The sequence below is a fragment of the Microbacterium sp. zg.B48 genome, from assembly GCF_024623505.1.
Lineage (GTDB): Bacteria > Actinomycetota > Actinomycetes > Actinomycetales > Microbacteriaceae > Microbacterium.
Window position 1 is genome coordinate 1 of sequence record NZ_JANJFE010000013.1, and the last position, 16021, is coordinate 16021.

General features: G+C 70.3%; 10 protein-coding genes. All 10 read right to left on the reverse strand.

Going from position 1 to position 16021, the window contains the following annotated elements:
- Positions 1 to 25: 25 nt before the first annotated feature.
- Entirely contained in the window at positions 26 to 319 is a 294-nt protein-coding gene (locus NQ152_RS10090) for a WXG100 family type VII secretion target (protein WP_257504031.1), read from the reverse strand.
- A 101-nt stretch (positions 320 to 420) separates the two neighbouring features.
- Complete coding sequence (locus NQ152_RS10095; protein WP_257523891.1) at positions 421 to 4941, reverse strand: FtsK/SpoIIIE domain-containing protein; 4521 nt, start codon at positions 4939 to 4941, stop codon at positions 421 to 423.
- A 58-nt stretch (positions 4942 to 4999) separates the two neighbouring features.
- Positions 5000 to 6379, reverse strand: coding sequence for an RDD family protein (locus NQ152_RS10100; protein ID WP_257523892.1), 1380 nt, complete (start codon positions 6377 to 6379; stop codon positions 5000 to 5002).
- Positions 6379 to 8007: a serine/threonine-protein kinase gene (locus NQ152_RS10105; protein ID WP_257523893.1), complete on the reverse strand. Its 1629-nt coding sequence runs from the start codon at positions 8005 to 8007 to the stop codon at positions 6379 to 6381. The genes NQ152_RS10100 and NQ152_RS10105 overlap by 1 nt, the downstream gene beginning before the upstream one ends.
- Complete coding sequence (locus NQ152_RS10110) at positions 8004 to 9254, reverse strand: FHA domain-containing protein (protein WP_257523894.1); 1251 nt, start codon at positions 9252 to 9254, stop codon at positions 8004 to 8006. The genes NQ152_RS10105 and NQ152_RS10110 overlap by 4 nt, the downstream gene beginning before the upstream one ends.
- On the reverse strand, positions 9254 to 10069 hold the full coding sequence (locus NQ152_RS10115; protein ID WP_257504036.1) for a PP2C family serine/threonine-protein phosphatase: 816 nt from the start codon (positions 10067 to 10069) through the stop codon (positions 9254 to 9256). Before NQ152_RS10115 ends, NQ152_RS10110 begins: the two co-directional genes overlap by 1 nt.
- A complete protein-coding gene (locus NQ152_RS10120; protein ID WP_257523895.1) occupies positions 10066 to 11382 on the reverse strand; it encodes an RDD family protein in 1317 nt (438 codons plus the stop codon). Before NQ152_RS10120 ends, NQ152_RS10115 begins: the two co-directional genes overlap by 4 nt.
- Positions 11379 to 13778 (reverse strand): transglutaminase domain-containing protein, encoded by a 2400-nt coding sequence (locus tag NQ152_RS10125; RefSeq protein ID WP_257523896.1) that lies wholly within the window; start codon positions 13776 to 13778, stop codon positions 11379 to 11381. The genes NQ152_RS10120 and NQ152_RS10125 overlap by 4 nt, the downstream gene beginning before the upstream one ends.
- Complete coding sequence (locus NQ152_RS10130) at positions 13775 to 15037, reverse strand: DUF58 domain-containing protein (RefSeq protein ID WP_257523897.1); 1263 nt, start codon at positions 15035 to 15037, stop codon at positions 13775 to 13777. Before NQ152_RS10130 ends, NQ152_RS10125 begins: the two co-directional genes overlap by 4 nt.
- A complete protein-coding gene (locus NQ152_RS10135; protein WP_257504040.1) occupies positions 15037 to 16008 on the reverse strand; it encodes a MoxR family ATPase in 972 nt (323 codons plus the stop codon). Before NQ152_RS10135 ends, NQ152_RS10130 begins: the two co-directional genes overlap by 1 nt.
- Positions 16009 to 16021 lie beyond the last annotated feature (13 nt).

Consider the following 16021-nt stretch of genomic DNA (forward strand, 5'->3'; position numbering starts at 1 on the left):
CCACGACCTCTGAAAGCACGCTGGCTCAGCCGCCTGCCAGCTCCGCATCCTTGTCACGGATCGAGTCGGCCATCCGGTCGAGGGCCTGAGCCATGTCGTTTACGGCCTCAGCGGCGTCGTCCAGCGACGCGGTGAGCTCCGAGTACGCGGAGGAGTATGCCTCGGACGCATTCTCGGTCTTGAATCCGTCCTGCACCAGGTCGTCGATGACGCCCTGGAGTTCCTTCAGGGTGTCGGTGACGGTGCTGCGTCCATCGCGCAGTCGCGCCGCTGCGCTCTCCATCTCGCTGTACGTTGCCCCGAAATCATGTCCGGCCATGAGGTCCGCCTCCTGCGTTCGTCGTGTTCAGGCCCTGCGGCCTCTCTTGAATCGAGGCTAGCCAATGCTTGCCATTCCGCACACGGGGAGTGGTACCCATGTCACCCCTGCCCATTCGAGCCCGCAGCCGGCACGAACGGGATCTGCATCGTCACCGCACGGCCCGCCTGCACGAAGATGCCACGGCCGACCGGGAAATCCGAGCGCTTGACACGGCCGAACGCGGTCTTGAAGATCGCCTCCCCGTCGTAGGTGTCGGGTTTGAGCACGATGCCCTGCCGGCCGGTCTTCCATTCGCCGAGCACGCCGATGCTGCCGCTGGCGCGGGTGATCTCGGCTTCGCCGATGAGCAGATGGTCGCTGTTGTTCATCGCCTGGAGCAGCGCGCGCATCGGGCGATCCGCGGGACCATCGGCCAGGTGCGGCATGTCCTCCACGACGATCATGATGCGACCGCCCGGCGACTCGCTGACGACCAGCTCGGCCAACTCGGCGGCAAGATCCTTCTCCTCCTCGGGCCGCATGGCACTGCGCACCCACGGCCGGAAGTCCTTCAGCTCCGCGCGACGGCTGCCGAGGTGGTACATCTTCACGTCCGGATCGAAGCGCTCCATGGCGACCACGAGCGCCTTCAGCGCGTTCGTCCGCCCCGATGCCGGAGGACCGGAGATGACGAAGGAGCCGATGGGTTCGAATCCGTGCGGGGCGAGCGTGTCGTCGGCGACGCCGAACACCGGCATCCCCCCTGCCCGGGCCGGCATCTCGGAGACGGTGACCATGGTCGGAAGCGCGCCGATCTCGGGCAGGTCCCGCACGCCCTCCTCGCGGAGCCGATCTCCGAGCGCGATGAGAGCCTTCGTCTGCTCGACGACGTTCATGGTGCCGCCGAGGACCGCGATCTGCGCTTCGTGACCGTCGACGACGGCACGCCCCGGCGCGGACTGCTCGTCCAGCACGTCTCGCGGGACACCCAGCAGCATGTACTGACTGGGATCGCCCATGCGCAGCACGACACGACGCGATATGTTCGCCGCGACCGCGCTGGGAACCGCGTTGCCCCGGTCAGCGGTGATCACAGTGTGCAGCCCGAGTGTGCGCCCCTCACCGAGGATGCGCATGAAGATGCGGTAGAAGGGTCCCCGGCCCGGCGCGACCTCCCAGTCCTTCTTGAACTCGGGGTAGTTGTCGATCAGGAGCAGGATGCGCGGCATCCGCCGGTCCTTCAGCTCCCGGTACTCCTGGACGGATGCCGCGCTGGCAGCGGAGAAAGCCGCGGCGCGGCGATCCATCTCACCGTCCAGCGTGCGCAGGAGGCGCTGGATGCGGTCGACGTCCGCACCGTCCACGACCGAGCCGACATGGGGAAGAGACGCCAGCGCGCCCAGCGCCCCCGAGGCGAAGTCGAGGCAGTACACCTGCACGCGGCCGAGGTCCGGCCGCATCCCCGCCGCCGTGCCGATCGTCTTCAGCAGCGTCGACTTGCCGGATCCCGACGTGCCGTAGATCACCAGCGAACCGTCACGGTCCGGTGCGAACACGGCCGCTTGCTGCAGCTGCTTCTCCGGCACGTCCACCAGCGCCAGGGGGATGCGCGTGTCGCCCTCGTTCGGCAGATCCCGCAGATCCACGAGCGGTGACAGGTCATCCAGCCACGGACGCCGCGGCCGGGGAAGGGCCGCCCTGTCGCTGGCGCGGATCAGCGTCGAGACGATGCGCTTCTGGTCGTTCGGACCGAGGTCTTCCAGATGCGCATCGGCGTCGGCGGGCCGGTCGGCCTCCCACTCATTGCTGGCACCGAAGCGCAGCTCCGCGACGCGCACCTCGGCCGCGGCGGAATCGTCCTCGGTGGTCCAACCGCCCGCGTAGGCGGACTGGAACGGCACGAGCCGCCCGGGACCGGTCTTGGCGATCGCCCGGCCGGGCACGGTCGCCGGGAAGGTCGCCGCCACGCCGTCATCCACCACGTCGCGCGAGTCGGATTCGTCGGCCATGCGCAGCGCAATGCGCAGATTCGTGTTCGCGCGCAGGTTGTCCTTGATCACGCCGGCGGGCCGCTGGGTCGCCATGATCAGGTGGATGCCGAGCGAGCGGCCGCGCTGGGCGATGTCCACGACGCCGTCGACGAACTCCGGCATCTCCGATGCCAGCGCGGCGAACTCGTCGATCACCAGGACCAGCGCCGGAGGGCACTCCGGATCCTGGCGCTTCTCGAGCTCGAGCAGATCCTTCGCCTTCTTGCGGTTGAGCAGGTGCTCCCGGTTCTGCAGCTCGGCCCTCAGGCTGGTCAGCGCGCGCCGCACCAGGTGCGGGCTGAGGTCGGTCACGAGTCCGACGCAGTGCGGCAGCTCGACGCAGTCGGCGAACGCGGAGCCGCCCTTGTAGTCGACGAAGAGGAACGTCACCCGGTCCGGGCTGTGCGCCGCGGCCATGCCCAGCACCCACGCCTGCAGGAACTCCGACTTGCCCGCACCGGTGGTTCCGCCGACCAGCGCGTGCGGGCCCTGCGTGCGCAGGTCGAGGACCATCGCGCTGCTCGGTCCCTGCCCGATGATCGCCCGAAGCGTGCCCGCCTTCTTCAGGCGCGGCCTCGGATTCGGCGAACGGTCCACGATGGTGTTGTTCTGCCGCCAGCGTTCGATGACGACCTGAGGATCCTCGGCGATGGCCGGATCGACCAGCTGCAGGAACATCACCGAGGTCGGGATGTCGGACGAGTCGTGCACGCCTGTGCTCGCGTCCACGACCGGAGCGAGGCGTCGCGCGAGCATCTCCATGTACGCGTTGGAGACCCCCTCCACTCGTACGTGCTCGAAGTTCTCGCCGTTGCGGACGAGACCGACCTGCGCGTCCTCGAGGCCCGCCGTGACATCGATGTAGCTGCGGCACACGGCGGGCAGCGACTCGACGGTGGGCGCGACGAAGACCGCGTGGACGCCGTGGTCGGCTCCGCGCTCCAGCACATCCGTGAGGCGACCGCGATCGACCGGTGCGTCGCTGGAGACGAAGACGATCACCGACACGGCGGGCGTGCTCTTGTGCTCGGATGCCGCGCGAGCCACGTCCGTGCCGTACAGCAGAGGGTTCCAGTCCTCCTTGAACGGTCCGCGGGGCTCGCCGCCCCCGCCCGCCGCCGCAGCACGCAGCACGTACTCCTCGAGGGTGCTCAGCAGCGAAGCGCTGGTCGGCGCGGAATCCGCGAGGGCCAGGTCACGGAAGGGGCTCCTGTCGCTGGAGGTGTGCGGCATCCATTTGAGCCAGTCCAGCTCCGGCGTCCAGGCCGAATCCGCGAAGGCGACGGCGACGACGTCGTTCGGGGCGTGCAGACCGAGCAGCTGCACCGCAAGGCCGCGCATCGTGTCCGCCACGGGACCTTGCGGACCTGCGATGCCGATGGAGCCGGCATCGCCGAGGGTTTCGAACACCGGCACGTCGTCGACGAACGCGTAGCGGTCGCGTAACCGGTCGACACGGTCGATGAAGTCGGGAAGGCCCTCGGGCGTCTCGGCGTCGTCGATGCTGTTGCGTGCCGGCAGCCGGCAGGTGCCGAGGCGCAGGCCGAGGAAGTTCCAGTGCTCCGGTCGTCGCGTCCACAGCATGGGGCCCAGGCGCATCGCATGATCGAAGATCTCGGCGACCGGCGGAGCCTCCGCGTTTCGGGCTCGCTCCTCCTCGGGCTTGCCGTGGAAGAAGTCCTCCTCGAGCTGCTCGTACTGCCGCTCGAACAGGAGGATCTCGTGGTTCTCGCCCTTCTTGCTCTGGGCTGCCTGGTTGATGATGTTCCCGAACGCCATCAACGGCGTCATCACGATGATCAGGAGCGAGCGGGGGTTGCCGTTCAAGGCATACAGCGCCATCCCCGCCAGGATCGGCGCGATCAGGATCGGCCAGGGGAACATCCTGCCGATCTTCTCCGTGGGCAGCCGCGGGATCTTGAACAGGGTTCCCGGGTAGCGCACCTCGACACGCGGGCTGCGGTTGAACAGCAGGCCGCCGCCGCGTTCGATGATCGGCTCTTCGGTCGCGGAGCCGTCGAAGGATCGCGCGAGGCGGAGGACGAGGGTGGTGCCGCCGATGATGAAGGGCTCACCCTCCTCGACCCGGACGCGCTGCACGGCGACCCCGTCCACGAGCACGCCGTTGGCGGAGTTGAGGTCGACGACCTCGATGTGCGTGCCGACTTCGAGTCGTGCGTGACGTTTGGAGACCATCGGGTCGGCCAGGACGACGTCGTTGCCGACCTCCCGCCCCAGGAAGACGTGGCCCGCCGCGATCGGGAACTCCTGGCCGGCCAGGGCGCCCGAAGTCGCCACGAGCACGCCGACGATCTCGCGCTGTCCGGCGAAGGCATGATCGGGGCCGTAATTGACGATGGATGCCGCGAATCCGGACCCGATCGGCGCCTCGCCGATCGGGACATCGGGCTGCAGCGGGATCAGCCGGTCGCCGGTCGGGGGCGCGACCGCGAGGGTGAGCACGTCCCCCTCCGCCACCGAGACCGACCGGGTCGGATCAGCTGCGGCGACGTGACGGGCCACATCCCCCGCGGTCGCGGTGGAATCGGTCGTGATGACGATGTCGACCGGATCACCTGCCTGACGATGCAGCGTCAGCTTGAGCCTCACGGCGTCTCCCCCGGTCCTGCCGGCACGCCGGCGATCCTCATCACTCGGTCGCGCTCGGTCATACCCGCACCACGGCTGCGACGCGGTCGCCGAGCCGGATCTTGTCGCCGTCGGTCGCCATGGTGGGCGTCCCGGCCGCGACTGCGTACTCGGTGCCTGCCCGGATCAACCCGGATCCGTTGGTGGAGCGGCAGTCGACGATCTCCAGCCCGCCCTCGACCGGGCGCACCAGCATGTGGGTCTTCGACAGCGACTTGCTGTCGTCGGAGAGCGCAATGGCGCTCGCCCCCGGGTGCTGGGCGGCATCCGGGTTGCGTCCGAGCAGAACGGGTGCCGTGATCGGGATGCTTTCGCCGGAGTCGAAGCGCAGGCCGAAGCGAGCTGCCGGCTCGGGCTGGGACGACGGAGGCTGCACAGGCTCCGGCTGTGGCGCGGGTTCGCGCTGCGGCGCGGGTTCGCGCTGCGGCGCGGGAGGGGGCACCGGTCCCGGCTGCGGAGCGGCCGACTGTACCGGCGCAGACACGGGTGCGGGCTCGGGGTGCATGGGCGCGGCGGGAGAGCCGGCCACTGCGGCAGGCTTCTCGTCGTCCGCGATCCGGTATCCGCCGAGCACCGGCTTCCCCGCCTCGGCCGGCGCCTGCGCTGCCGGTGTCGCGGGGGGCAGGCCGACCGTCGGTCGCTCGTGCGCCTCGTGCGGTCGCGCCATGCCCAGCACCCCCGCGCTGACCCGGCTGCCGGGACGATACTCGGGCTGCGCCGCGGGGTCCGTGGGCGTCGCGAGCGAGGGCAGCGTCGACCGCCCGAGGTTCGGCTCGGCCTTCACCATCTTCCGCGCCACGCGCATCCGCTTCTCCGCATACGGGTTCAGCCCTGTGCGCACGTCGACGAGCCAGATCCCAGTCGCCTTGTCGTGCAGTCCGCGTCCCCGACGCTCGGGGTCGAACGTGGGCGAGATGAGGAGGAACACCGGCCCCAGCAGAGGCACCACTCCGGAGGCGACCACCATGAGGAAGCGCGCGAGCACGGCGCCGACCCGCGGGCGCTCCAACGTGCGCACGTTGACGCTGCGGATGCCGGTGACCGCCTTGCCGATCGTCATCCCTTTGGTTCCGTGCAGGACCAGCTGGACGATGAGGTACACGAGGCCGAGGAGCGTCGAGACCGAGGCCATCACGACAGCGAAGATGAAATCCGGGTGATTGAGGAAGCCGTACGGCGAGATCGCCCCCGTGGCGAGCTTGACCAGCAGGGGTGCCGTGCCGATCAGGAACGGCAGCACCACGAGCACCCAGATGCCCACGTCTGTCGTGGCTGCGAGAGCACGTCGGCCGAAGGGAGCGCGCAGCAGTCCCAGCGCCGCGGCGTACGCGGGGTCGGGGCGCCCTTGAGCGTCGAGCCCTTCGATCTTCGGCTTCTGATCGTCGATTTCCCAGATCATCAGTCCACGCACCCCCGGACGGGTTCGGAGACCCGTCCGTCGTCCCGTCGCAGCATCACGTCGATGCAGACGGTCGTGGGGCTCGCGGGCACCTGCGCCACAGTGGTCTCGGTCTGCTGCGGATCGACCTGGCCGGTGACGTCGACGACGCTCCAGATGAAGCTGTCACCCTCCTGCGGGTCCTGGTTCACCCAGGTGAAGACGATCTGCTCCCCCTGCCGCGTGCCGCCCAGGTCCACGACCTTCGGAACGAAGTCGGACACCAGGTCCTGCGGCTCGGACGTCTCGGTCGTTTCGGGCGGGGTCTGGATCCCGGCCACCAGAAGGTTCAGGCCGACGATCGCGACGACGACGACCACGACGGCGACGACGGCCGACAGGGCGATCCACATGCCTCTGCGGCGGCGGGGTGGCGCCGGATCAGGCGTGTCGACGGCAGTCGCGTCGGGAGGTGGGGCGACGGCGGGAGCCGCGGATGCCGCGGCGTGCGGCGCGACCACCATCGGCGGCCGGACGATGGTCCGGTCCTCGGCCGCGGGTGCTGCGCTCGCAGCGGGAAGGCGCATCTGAGTCGCGTCGAGGTCGGGGGCGGCGCGCTCAGGCGGGTCGAAACGCGGCACACCGGGCAGCTCCCACCCGGCGCTTTTGGGCTGGGTGGTGGCCGAGGGGCGCGTGAAGGCGGCGACATCCGGGTCGATGCTGACGACCTGCCGCACGCGGGTGAGTCCGTCCCCGTCGTCGTCCCGCTCTTCGGCGGGCGGGTGATCGTCGACGATGTCGATGGGTGTCACGGAGTGCGCGAGCTCGATCTGCACCTTCTGCAGCGCCCGCGCGAACGCAACGGCGCTGGGGTAGCGGTCATCCGGATTCTTCGCCATCGCGCGTTCGAGGACGCGCTGGAGGCTGTCCGGCGAGTCCGGGCGGCCCAGTGGGGTGAGGGCGGCACGCTCGATCCGCTCGATCAGATCGGCGCTGGAGTTGCGCTCCCCCGGCCTCTCGAAGGGCGAACGCCCGGCGATCAGCGTGTAAAGGGTCGCACTCAGTGCCCACACATCCGTGCGCGGTCCGCTGCGCGGTGGATCGGCGAACGACTCCGGTGGCGACCACGGGATCGACATGCCGGATGCCTCACCCGTTGCGCCGGTCGTCGAGGCGATCCCGAAGTCGGTCAGCGCCGGGCGGTTGTACGCGGTGACGAGGATGTTGGCAGGCTTGATGTCACGGTGCAGGACGCCGGCCCGGTGGGCGGTCTCCACCGCTCCCGCGACCTGCACGCCCACGCGCAGCGCCTCCGCGATCGAGAACGTCTCGTTGCGCGCACGCAGCTGCAGGTTCGGGCGCGGGCAATACTCCATCACCAGGTACGGCCGGCCGTCTCCGGCGACCCCGGCCTGGTAGATCGTGACGATCGCGGGATGCGTCGAGAGCATCGCCATCACGTTGGCCTCGTCGGCGAACTCCTGGGCGGCGCTGCTGGAGATGCGGTCGGCCAGCAGCACCTTGACCGCGACCTCACGGCGGGGCATCTGCTGCTCGTACAGGAAGACATCCGCGAAACCGCCGACGCCGAGGGGCTCGAGGTAGCGGAAGCCGGGGAGCTGCGGCGGGGTGGAGGGTGGACGGCTCACGGCAGGTCCTCGAACGCGACCTTCACCCCGTCGCCGAGATCCACCACATCTCCGGAGAGGACGAGGGTCTGCTCGCCGGGGTGCAGCCGCATGGGGTCCGTGCCGGGGCGCAGCAGCGTCGAGCCGTTCGTGGTGTGCAGATCGATGACCACGACGGTGTCCCCCTCCGGCCTGATCTCGAGATGACTGCGGGAGATGTCCTGCTGCGGGCTGTCGACGGCGATCAGGTGCGGCAGGTTCGCGCCGCTGGCCCGCGTCGACCGTGGCCGACGGCCGATGATCACGGTGCGATCAAGCGTGACGACCTGCCCCGTGGAGACCCGGACACGGCCGGTCGCACCGGGCACCACCGGCATCACCGCGGTCGGCACGTCGTCCGTGGGCGGACGCTGCTGGCGCAGCGCGCGCAGCTCGGGGACCGAGATCGTCGCGCCGTCGTGGTCGCCGTCAAGGCCGACCACATCAGCCGTGGCACCGGAGGCCGGAGTGACCGCCGGGACGGAGTGCACCGTGGCACCCCACAGCTGGTCGAAGTCCTCGGTCGGGGGAGCCAGCGTGTGTTCTGTCGGCGTCATGGTCGCCCCATCGACCACGGGGACCGCCTCGGCCTCAGCCGCCGGCTGCTCCGGTTCGCCCGGCTCCGCCGCGCTGTGGGTCGACGGATCATCGACCGGCTGGGCTTCCGCGATCGGCGTGCCGAGCGGCGTCTCGACCGGCTCGGTGACGGCGATGGGCGCTGCGATCGGCTCCGCCATCGGCGCTACGAGCGGCGTCGCGGGCGGTGTCGCGATCGGCGTCCACTCCTGGCCGGACTCGAGCTCGGCACTCACCGCCGCCGCGCGGACGACTCCGCTCTGCACGGGAAGCGCGGCCGCGCCCTCGACGGCCTCGACGGTGATCTCGACGCGTGATGCGCCGACCACGAACCGCTCACTCCACGTGGTCACGTCGGCCCCGGAGAACTCGTCCGCCCCGGACGCAGTGCTCACCCGGGCGGAGACCTCACCACGCAGGGCGATGCGGATGTCGGCACCCTCCGCCACGACTGCGACGAACGGCGGCAGCGACGTGAAGACCCCGCCCGCCTGGGCGGTCAGGACCTCGACCACGGTCGTGAGCGTCCCCCGCTCCTGCATCCGCTCCCACAGCCGCGCCACGACGTCTCCGGACACATCGGGCGGCAGCGCCACGAGAGTGCCCGGGAGAACGATCAGGTACCACTGTCCCGGTCGGTAGATCGTCTGCATCAGCGAACCCCTCCTGCTGCTGCTTCACGCGGACGCGTGTCACAGTCGATGTCCGAGTCCGTCTCCGGGAGGCTTCCCGGCCGCGAGGCGACCGAGACGGCATCCACGATGACCACGGTGATGTTGTCCCTGCCGCCCGCGCCGACCGCGGCGTCGACCAGCACGTCGGCCGCCTTCTGCGGATCGGGCGTGCTCTGCAGCACCTCGAGGATCCGCGAGTCCGGCACTTCGGAGGTCAGGCCGTCCGAGCACACCATGATCCGGTCGCCGAGCTCGGCCGGGAACAGCCAGTAGTCGGCATCCCCGGTGCTGCTGGCGCCGATCGCCCGCGTGATCACGTTGCGGCGTCCATCGGTGGTCGCGTCCTCCGCAGTGAGCTCGCCGGAGTCGATCAGCTCCTGCACCACCGAGTGGTCGACGCTGATCTGCTCCAACTCGCCCTCGGCGAGCCGGTAGGTGCGCGAGTCGCCGATGTTGACAGCGAGCCAGTAGCCCACACCGTCGACCGACGTGATGACGACACCGCTCAGTGTGGTGCCGGCCCTGCCGTTGCCCGAGGTCGAGAGATCTTCGACGCTGGCGCGTGCTCGCGACAGCGCCAGCCGGACGTCCTCGAATTCGAGGGATCCCCGCCCGATCGAGCTCGAGAACGCCGCGATGACCGCGGCGCTCGCCCGCTCGCCCGCCTCGTGCCCTCCCATGCCGTCGGCGACGACGAACACCGGAGCACTCGCGAGATACGCGTCCTCGTTGAGGGCCCGCCGCAGTCCCGGGTGCGTCGCTGACCCCGCCGCGACGACGAGCGCCGGGGTCATGCGTATCCCCCGACCGTGACGATGCGGTCGCCGATCTCGATCGCGTCCCCCAGCCGCACGGGCACCCGCTGGCCCGCGGGGCATGCGATCCGCTGTCCTTCGCGGACGAGGGTCGTGCCGTTGGTCGAGTGCCGATCCAGCACCCAGCCGCCGGAGGATTCCGCCGCTGCCTCGAAATGCGTCTTGGAGAGCGAGAGGGTCTCATCGCGCACGGGTACGACCACGGCGCCGTCCTCCGGCGCCGGATTGCGGCCGAAGATCGTGCGCCGCGACACCGACACGCGCGTGCCGTCGTCCCAGGTGAACACGAGCCGGTGCCCGGGGATGCTGATCCTGGTGTCCTCGGGGGCGTGCACGGTGGTCTCACCGGCGTCGGTCTCGGAGGCGGTGGCGGACGCAACAGGCGGGGAGACCGGCGCGACGGGCGCGACAGCCGGGGGGACCGGCGCGATGGGCGCAACAGCCGGGGGGACCGGCGCGATGGGCGCAGTGGCACGGTAGCCCAGCACCGTCGCGTCCAGATCCGAGTCGGCTTCCGGCGCAACTGTCGGCGCCGGCGCCTCGCGATGCGCCGACGCCGGGGTGATGCCGGGCACGAACGCGATCAGCGGACCCTCGTCGGCGGGCGTGGTCTGGCCGGGACGCGACCGGGTCGGTGCCGTCAACGGCGCCGCGGGCTGGGCCGGCGCCGCCATGGCCGGCGTGCGCCCGGAGGGTGCGGGAGCCGGCACCGCGGGCTGCGGCGGACGAGGAGGGATGCCGGCGACAGCGGGGGCCGGCTGCGCGGGCTGGACCGGTCGTCCGGGTGCCGTGACTGCCGACGTCGCTGGGGCGGCATCAGAGGCGGACACCGCGGATGCCGTCGCGCGCGCATCCAGCATCAGGGAACCGGCGACCTTGTCGTGCCAGCCCTGGAAACGACCGGAGCCGTCGAACAGCGGCGTGAAGTACCCCACCACGATCGAGCTGGTCAGGCCGAAGATGATGTTCCGCAGAAGCGTCCGCCCGAATCCCAGCGCCGCCTGATCACGTGCGGAGACCAGACGCAGGCCCTGGGCGCGCATCCCGATCGAGCCCGCACCCGCCTGCATCAGCGTGTACACGACGAACCATGCCAGCAGCAGAAGCACGAGGATCGGCCCGCCGATCAGCAGCGTCGTCAGCATCGCCTCGACGCCGCCGGCGAGCGTGGCAGCGACCACCAAGCCGCCGCCCAGGACGATCGCCAGACCGGCCGCGATGAACGCGTCGATGAGGAAGCCGATCGCGCGGCGGGAGATCGGCGCGATCTGTGCGGCCGCGGGCTGCGTCATGGGGTCTCGCTCTCGGGTGCGGCAGCTGTGCTCGTGCTGCTCTTGATCGTGCCGGATTCGCGCCGGACGCGCGCGGACGCCGCCTCGCGGAGCCCGCGCATTCGGGTCGAGATCGCCGTGCCCCCGAGCAGCGACCGTACGCTCAGACGCGCCTTGGTGCGCTTCCAGAATCCCGCATCCTCCCCCAGGCCCCCCACGATCGTGTCGATCTCGTTCCAGAACGACTCGACGTCTTCGGGGGTCGGGTCGGTCGGGCCGAAGACGTCGGCGTCGGCCCGATGGGCGAGGTCCGCGACGCGGGGAACGGCGAGCGTCGCCACGACGGCCGCGGCCTCCTCCGGTCGGGTGCCACCCGGGGTCAGCCGGGCGCCGTAGTCGACGGCGCGATCGGTCAGCTCGTCCCAGCCGCCGCTGATGCGGTCGGCGGTCCGCGCGGCCGTGCGCCGCGATCGACGTCTGGATGCCTTCCAGGCGCCGATCACGATGAACGGAGACATCAGCAGGGCGATGATCGCCAGCGCGATCCCCCCGATGAGCAGGATGGCGCCGAGGATGCCGGCGATGTTCAGGGTCTCGTCCTCGGACTCGCGATCGTCGGGCAGCGTCGGAGGAAGATCGACGGGCTCCTGCGGCGGGGGCGGCGGCTGCAGGACCTGCGGCTTCGGGTCGACCCGCGGCTTGGTGTTCTGGTCGTTGGGAACCTGGTCCTCGGGAGGCGTCGGGGTGAACGGGAGCCATCCGACCCCCTCGAAGTTGGCCTCGACCCAGGCGTGCACGTTGTCGCCGGTGGCGGTGAAGAGAGCCTCACCCTCCTGCTCCTCGTCGGGGTAGTAGCCCATGACCACGCGCACCGGTATGCCGACCTCCCCGGCCAGGAGCGCCATTGCCACCGCATACTGCTCGTCGTCGCCGATCATCTGGTCGCCGCCGATCAGCGTCGTGATCCGTTCGGCGGTGTGACCGGCGCGGGACAGCACCTCGCCCTCGAGCCCATGGCTGAAGAATCCGCCTTCGGAGAGGAAGCTCTCCAGCGCGCGCACCTGCTCGATGGGCGACTCCGCGTTGGCGACGGTCTCCGCCGCGAGCGAGGTCAGCTCCTCGGGCACGTTGCTCTGCTTGGGCGCCGCGACCTTTCCGAACTCCACCTCGGCGAGCTGGTCATCGTCGGGCATGGCCGGCATCACCGCGTCGACCGAGTACTCATCGCCCGCTCGGAGCCTCGGCGTGGCCACCGCAGTGCCGGTCGCGGTGTTCACGTAGGTGCCGCGGCGCAACTCCTCCGCACGATCGCCGTCGAACCGGATCTCGGACAACGCCCCGGCGGTCGGCATCCATACCCCGTCGTATTCGTCTACGGCGATCTTGAGGGTGACCGGCACCCCCTCGGCGTCGGGGGCCATGTTGGAGCGCAACGGCGAGAACGCACTCGACGAGGTGGGTCCCCCGTCGGCGACGTTGTAGACCATGCCGTCGTACTCGTCCATGACCGCGGTGCGGATGCGTGCGCCCTTGGGCAGTCCCTGCACCGTGAACAGCGTCTCGTCGACGTCATCGCGCACGTTCTTGCGGAATGCCTGGAGCGGGCTGGGGTAGTCGCGGACGTTGAACGGGGGGATGATCACGTCGCGGAAGACGTGCCGAGGTTCGGCCGGGACGGCGAGCGCGCCCGTGGCGACGCCCGCGCCGCCGGCGACGGCCACGACGGCGACGCCGGCGAGCAGCCGCCGCATGCGCATGTGCGACGCGCGCGACGGCTGCATCTCGCTGACCGACACCGCCGTGTTCTGCGGGGCCCAGATCTGCCGCAGCGCGAGCCACGCGATGCTGACGACGGCGAAGACCAGGCCCTGCCCGATCGGGAATGCCGGTTCCGGTGTGCCCAGCGCGATGACCAGCATCAGCAGCACGCCCGCAGGCAGCAGCGCCCAGGCGACCTGCGACAGTCGCAGAGCCAGCGAGGCGGTGAGGGTGGTGACCACGAGCGCAAGGAGGAACGGCACGATCAGGTGCCCGTCGGCTGCCGCGAGGGGGGCGACCGTGGTGAGCATCTGCTTCCAGGCGGTGACCGTGCCCAGCGCGAGCTTCTGCAGCGTCTCGAGGGTCGGGACGACACCGAGAATGGTGGAGTGCGGGAGCGCGAGAACCCCGCCGAAGACGAAGTACGCGGCGATAACCAGCCCGGTGGTGATCAGGATGCCCCAGCGTCGCCACAGGGCGACGGCCGCGATGGCGAGGCCGATCACGATGCCGCCGATGGCGGCGGGCAGGAACGACGGACCGGCGAAAGTGGGCCAGAAACCCACGAGCGCGACCGCGACCAGCACGGCGCTCGCGGTGAGGTCGAGGCACCAGCGGCGCGCGGTGATCGGCGCGGATGCGGGGCGGGGCGCGGTCACGCGAGGACCTTCTGCAGAGCGAGCGGGATCTGCTCGAGCGCACCGATCGTGATCACGTCGGCGTCGCCGATGCGACGCAGAGCCGGGGCCGGAGCCGTCGTGTCCGCGACGATGGCGAGCGCACGAGCGCCGAACGGAAGACGCGAGCAGGCCAGGCGAAGGGCCTCGGGGCGCACCTCGGATCCGCACACGAGCACCACAACGCTCGCCAGCGGCATCGTCGCCGACACGGCCCCGGCCAGTTCCGCGATGCCGCCGTCGCGCGGTTTGCTGCTCTCGACGGCCGAGAGCGAGTCGAGCAGCTGCTTGCCGGTGCCCGCCGGCAGCTCGCGCCCCTGCACACGCATGTCCACGCGCTGGGAATCACGGAGTGCCCGCAGGCCGATCGAGCCGGCAGCCGAGATGGCAAGCTCGAAGTCGTCGGCGGTGGAGTAGTCGCCGCTGGATCGGGACAGGCCGATCACGAAGTGCGACCGGCGGGTCTCTTCGAACTGACGGACCATCATGGTGCCCGTCCGAGCCGTGGACTTCCAGTGCACGTGCCGCAGGTCATCGCCGGGCTGATACTCCAGGAGAGCGTGGAACGAGACGTCATCCCGGGACAGATCGGCGGCAGGGAGGCCTTCGAGATCGCGCAGGTAGCCGAGCGACTGTCCATCGAACAGCACGGTGCGCGGATGCACGAACAGGTCGACCGGGTCGTCGCGCCGGTGCGCCCTCTCGAACAGGCCGAGCGGGTCGCCGCGCACCACGCTCACCGGGCCCACCTTGACGACGCCGCGCTTCTGGGTGGGGATGGCGAAGAGCTCTTCGGCCTCCTCCCCCGGGGCAAGCCGCTGGATGCCGAATTCGCCGCGGCCCGAACCGACGGGCAGCACGATGCGCGAGGGCAGGATGGCTCGGGATCCGCGGTTCGTGAGGGTGAGCGCACCGACGGCGCGCTCACCGACCACGACGCGCGTGCGGGCGAGGTCGAGCGAGACATCGTATGCGGTGCGGCCGATCAAGAACAGCGCGCACAGCGCGACCGTGATCGCGATCACGATCGCGGCGACGGTGAACTCCCACCACCCGGCGATCTGGCCGAGGGCCCAGAAGCCGACGGCGATCGCCATGAGGACCCAGGCCAGCGGGCGGATCGCCGAGCCGATGATGCGGAGGCGCGTCAGCACGCGCGCGCCGATGACGGCCGCGACGTCACGCCATTCGGCGTCGCGGTCCGTCTGCGCCGACGGCGCCGAGAGTGCCTCCGCGACCATCAGGCCGCCGTTCGCGCCTGGGGAGCCGCAATCCCGTCGAGCACCCGAGAAATCACGGTCTGACTGCTGGTGCCGGCGAACTCCGCCTCGGCATCGAGCAGGAGGCGGTGCTGCCAGACGGCAGGCGCCAGGGTCTTGATGTCGTCGGGGAGGACGAAGTGCCGCCCGTGGGCGGCGGCCCACACCTTGGCGATGCGGATCATGGCGATCGCGCCGCGCACCGAAACGCCGAGACGGGTCGCGGGGTCGTTGCGGGTCGCCTCGGCGAGCTCCGCCACGTACCGCAGCACAGCAGATTCGACGTGGACCGACGCCGCGAGGTCGGCCATGTCCGCGACCGCGCCCGTCGTGATGATCGCGGTGAGCCCGGCGGACGGGTTGCGGTCGGATGCGCCGGCCAGGATCTTCTCCGTCACCGCGAGGTCGGGGTAGCCGATCGATGTCTTGATCAGAAAGCGGTCGAGCTGCGCCTCCGGCAGCTTGTACGTTCCGGCCTGTTCGATCGGGTTCTGGGTGGCGATCACCAGGAACGGGCGACCCGTTTCGTGGGTCACGCCGTCGACGGTGACCCGGGATTCCTCCATCACCTCGAGCAGAGCCGACTGCGTCTTCGGCGAGGCGCGGTTGATCTCGTCCGCGAGCACGATGGATGCGAAGATCGGGCCCTTGTGGAATTCGAACCGGTGGGACTGCTGGTCGTAGATCGTGACGCCGGTGACGTCGGAGGGCAGCAGGTCGGGCGTGAACTGGATGCGCGCGCTCGTGCCCTGCACGGTCGCGGCGAGCGCCTTGGCGAGGCTGGTCTTGCCCGTCCCGGGCGCGTCTTCGAGGAGGACATGACCCTCGGCGAGCATGGACGCGACCACCAGACCGACGATCTCGTGCTTGCCCTGCACAGCCTTGTCGATGTTGTGCACCAGGCGCAGGAATGTCGCCTGGAACCAGGCGGCCTGATCGGGGGTCATGCTCATTTCGTCACTGCTC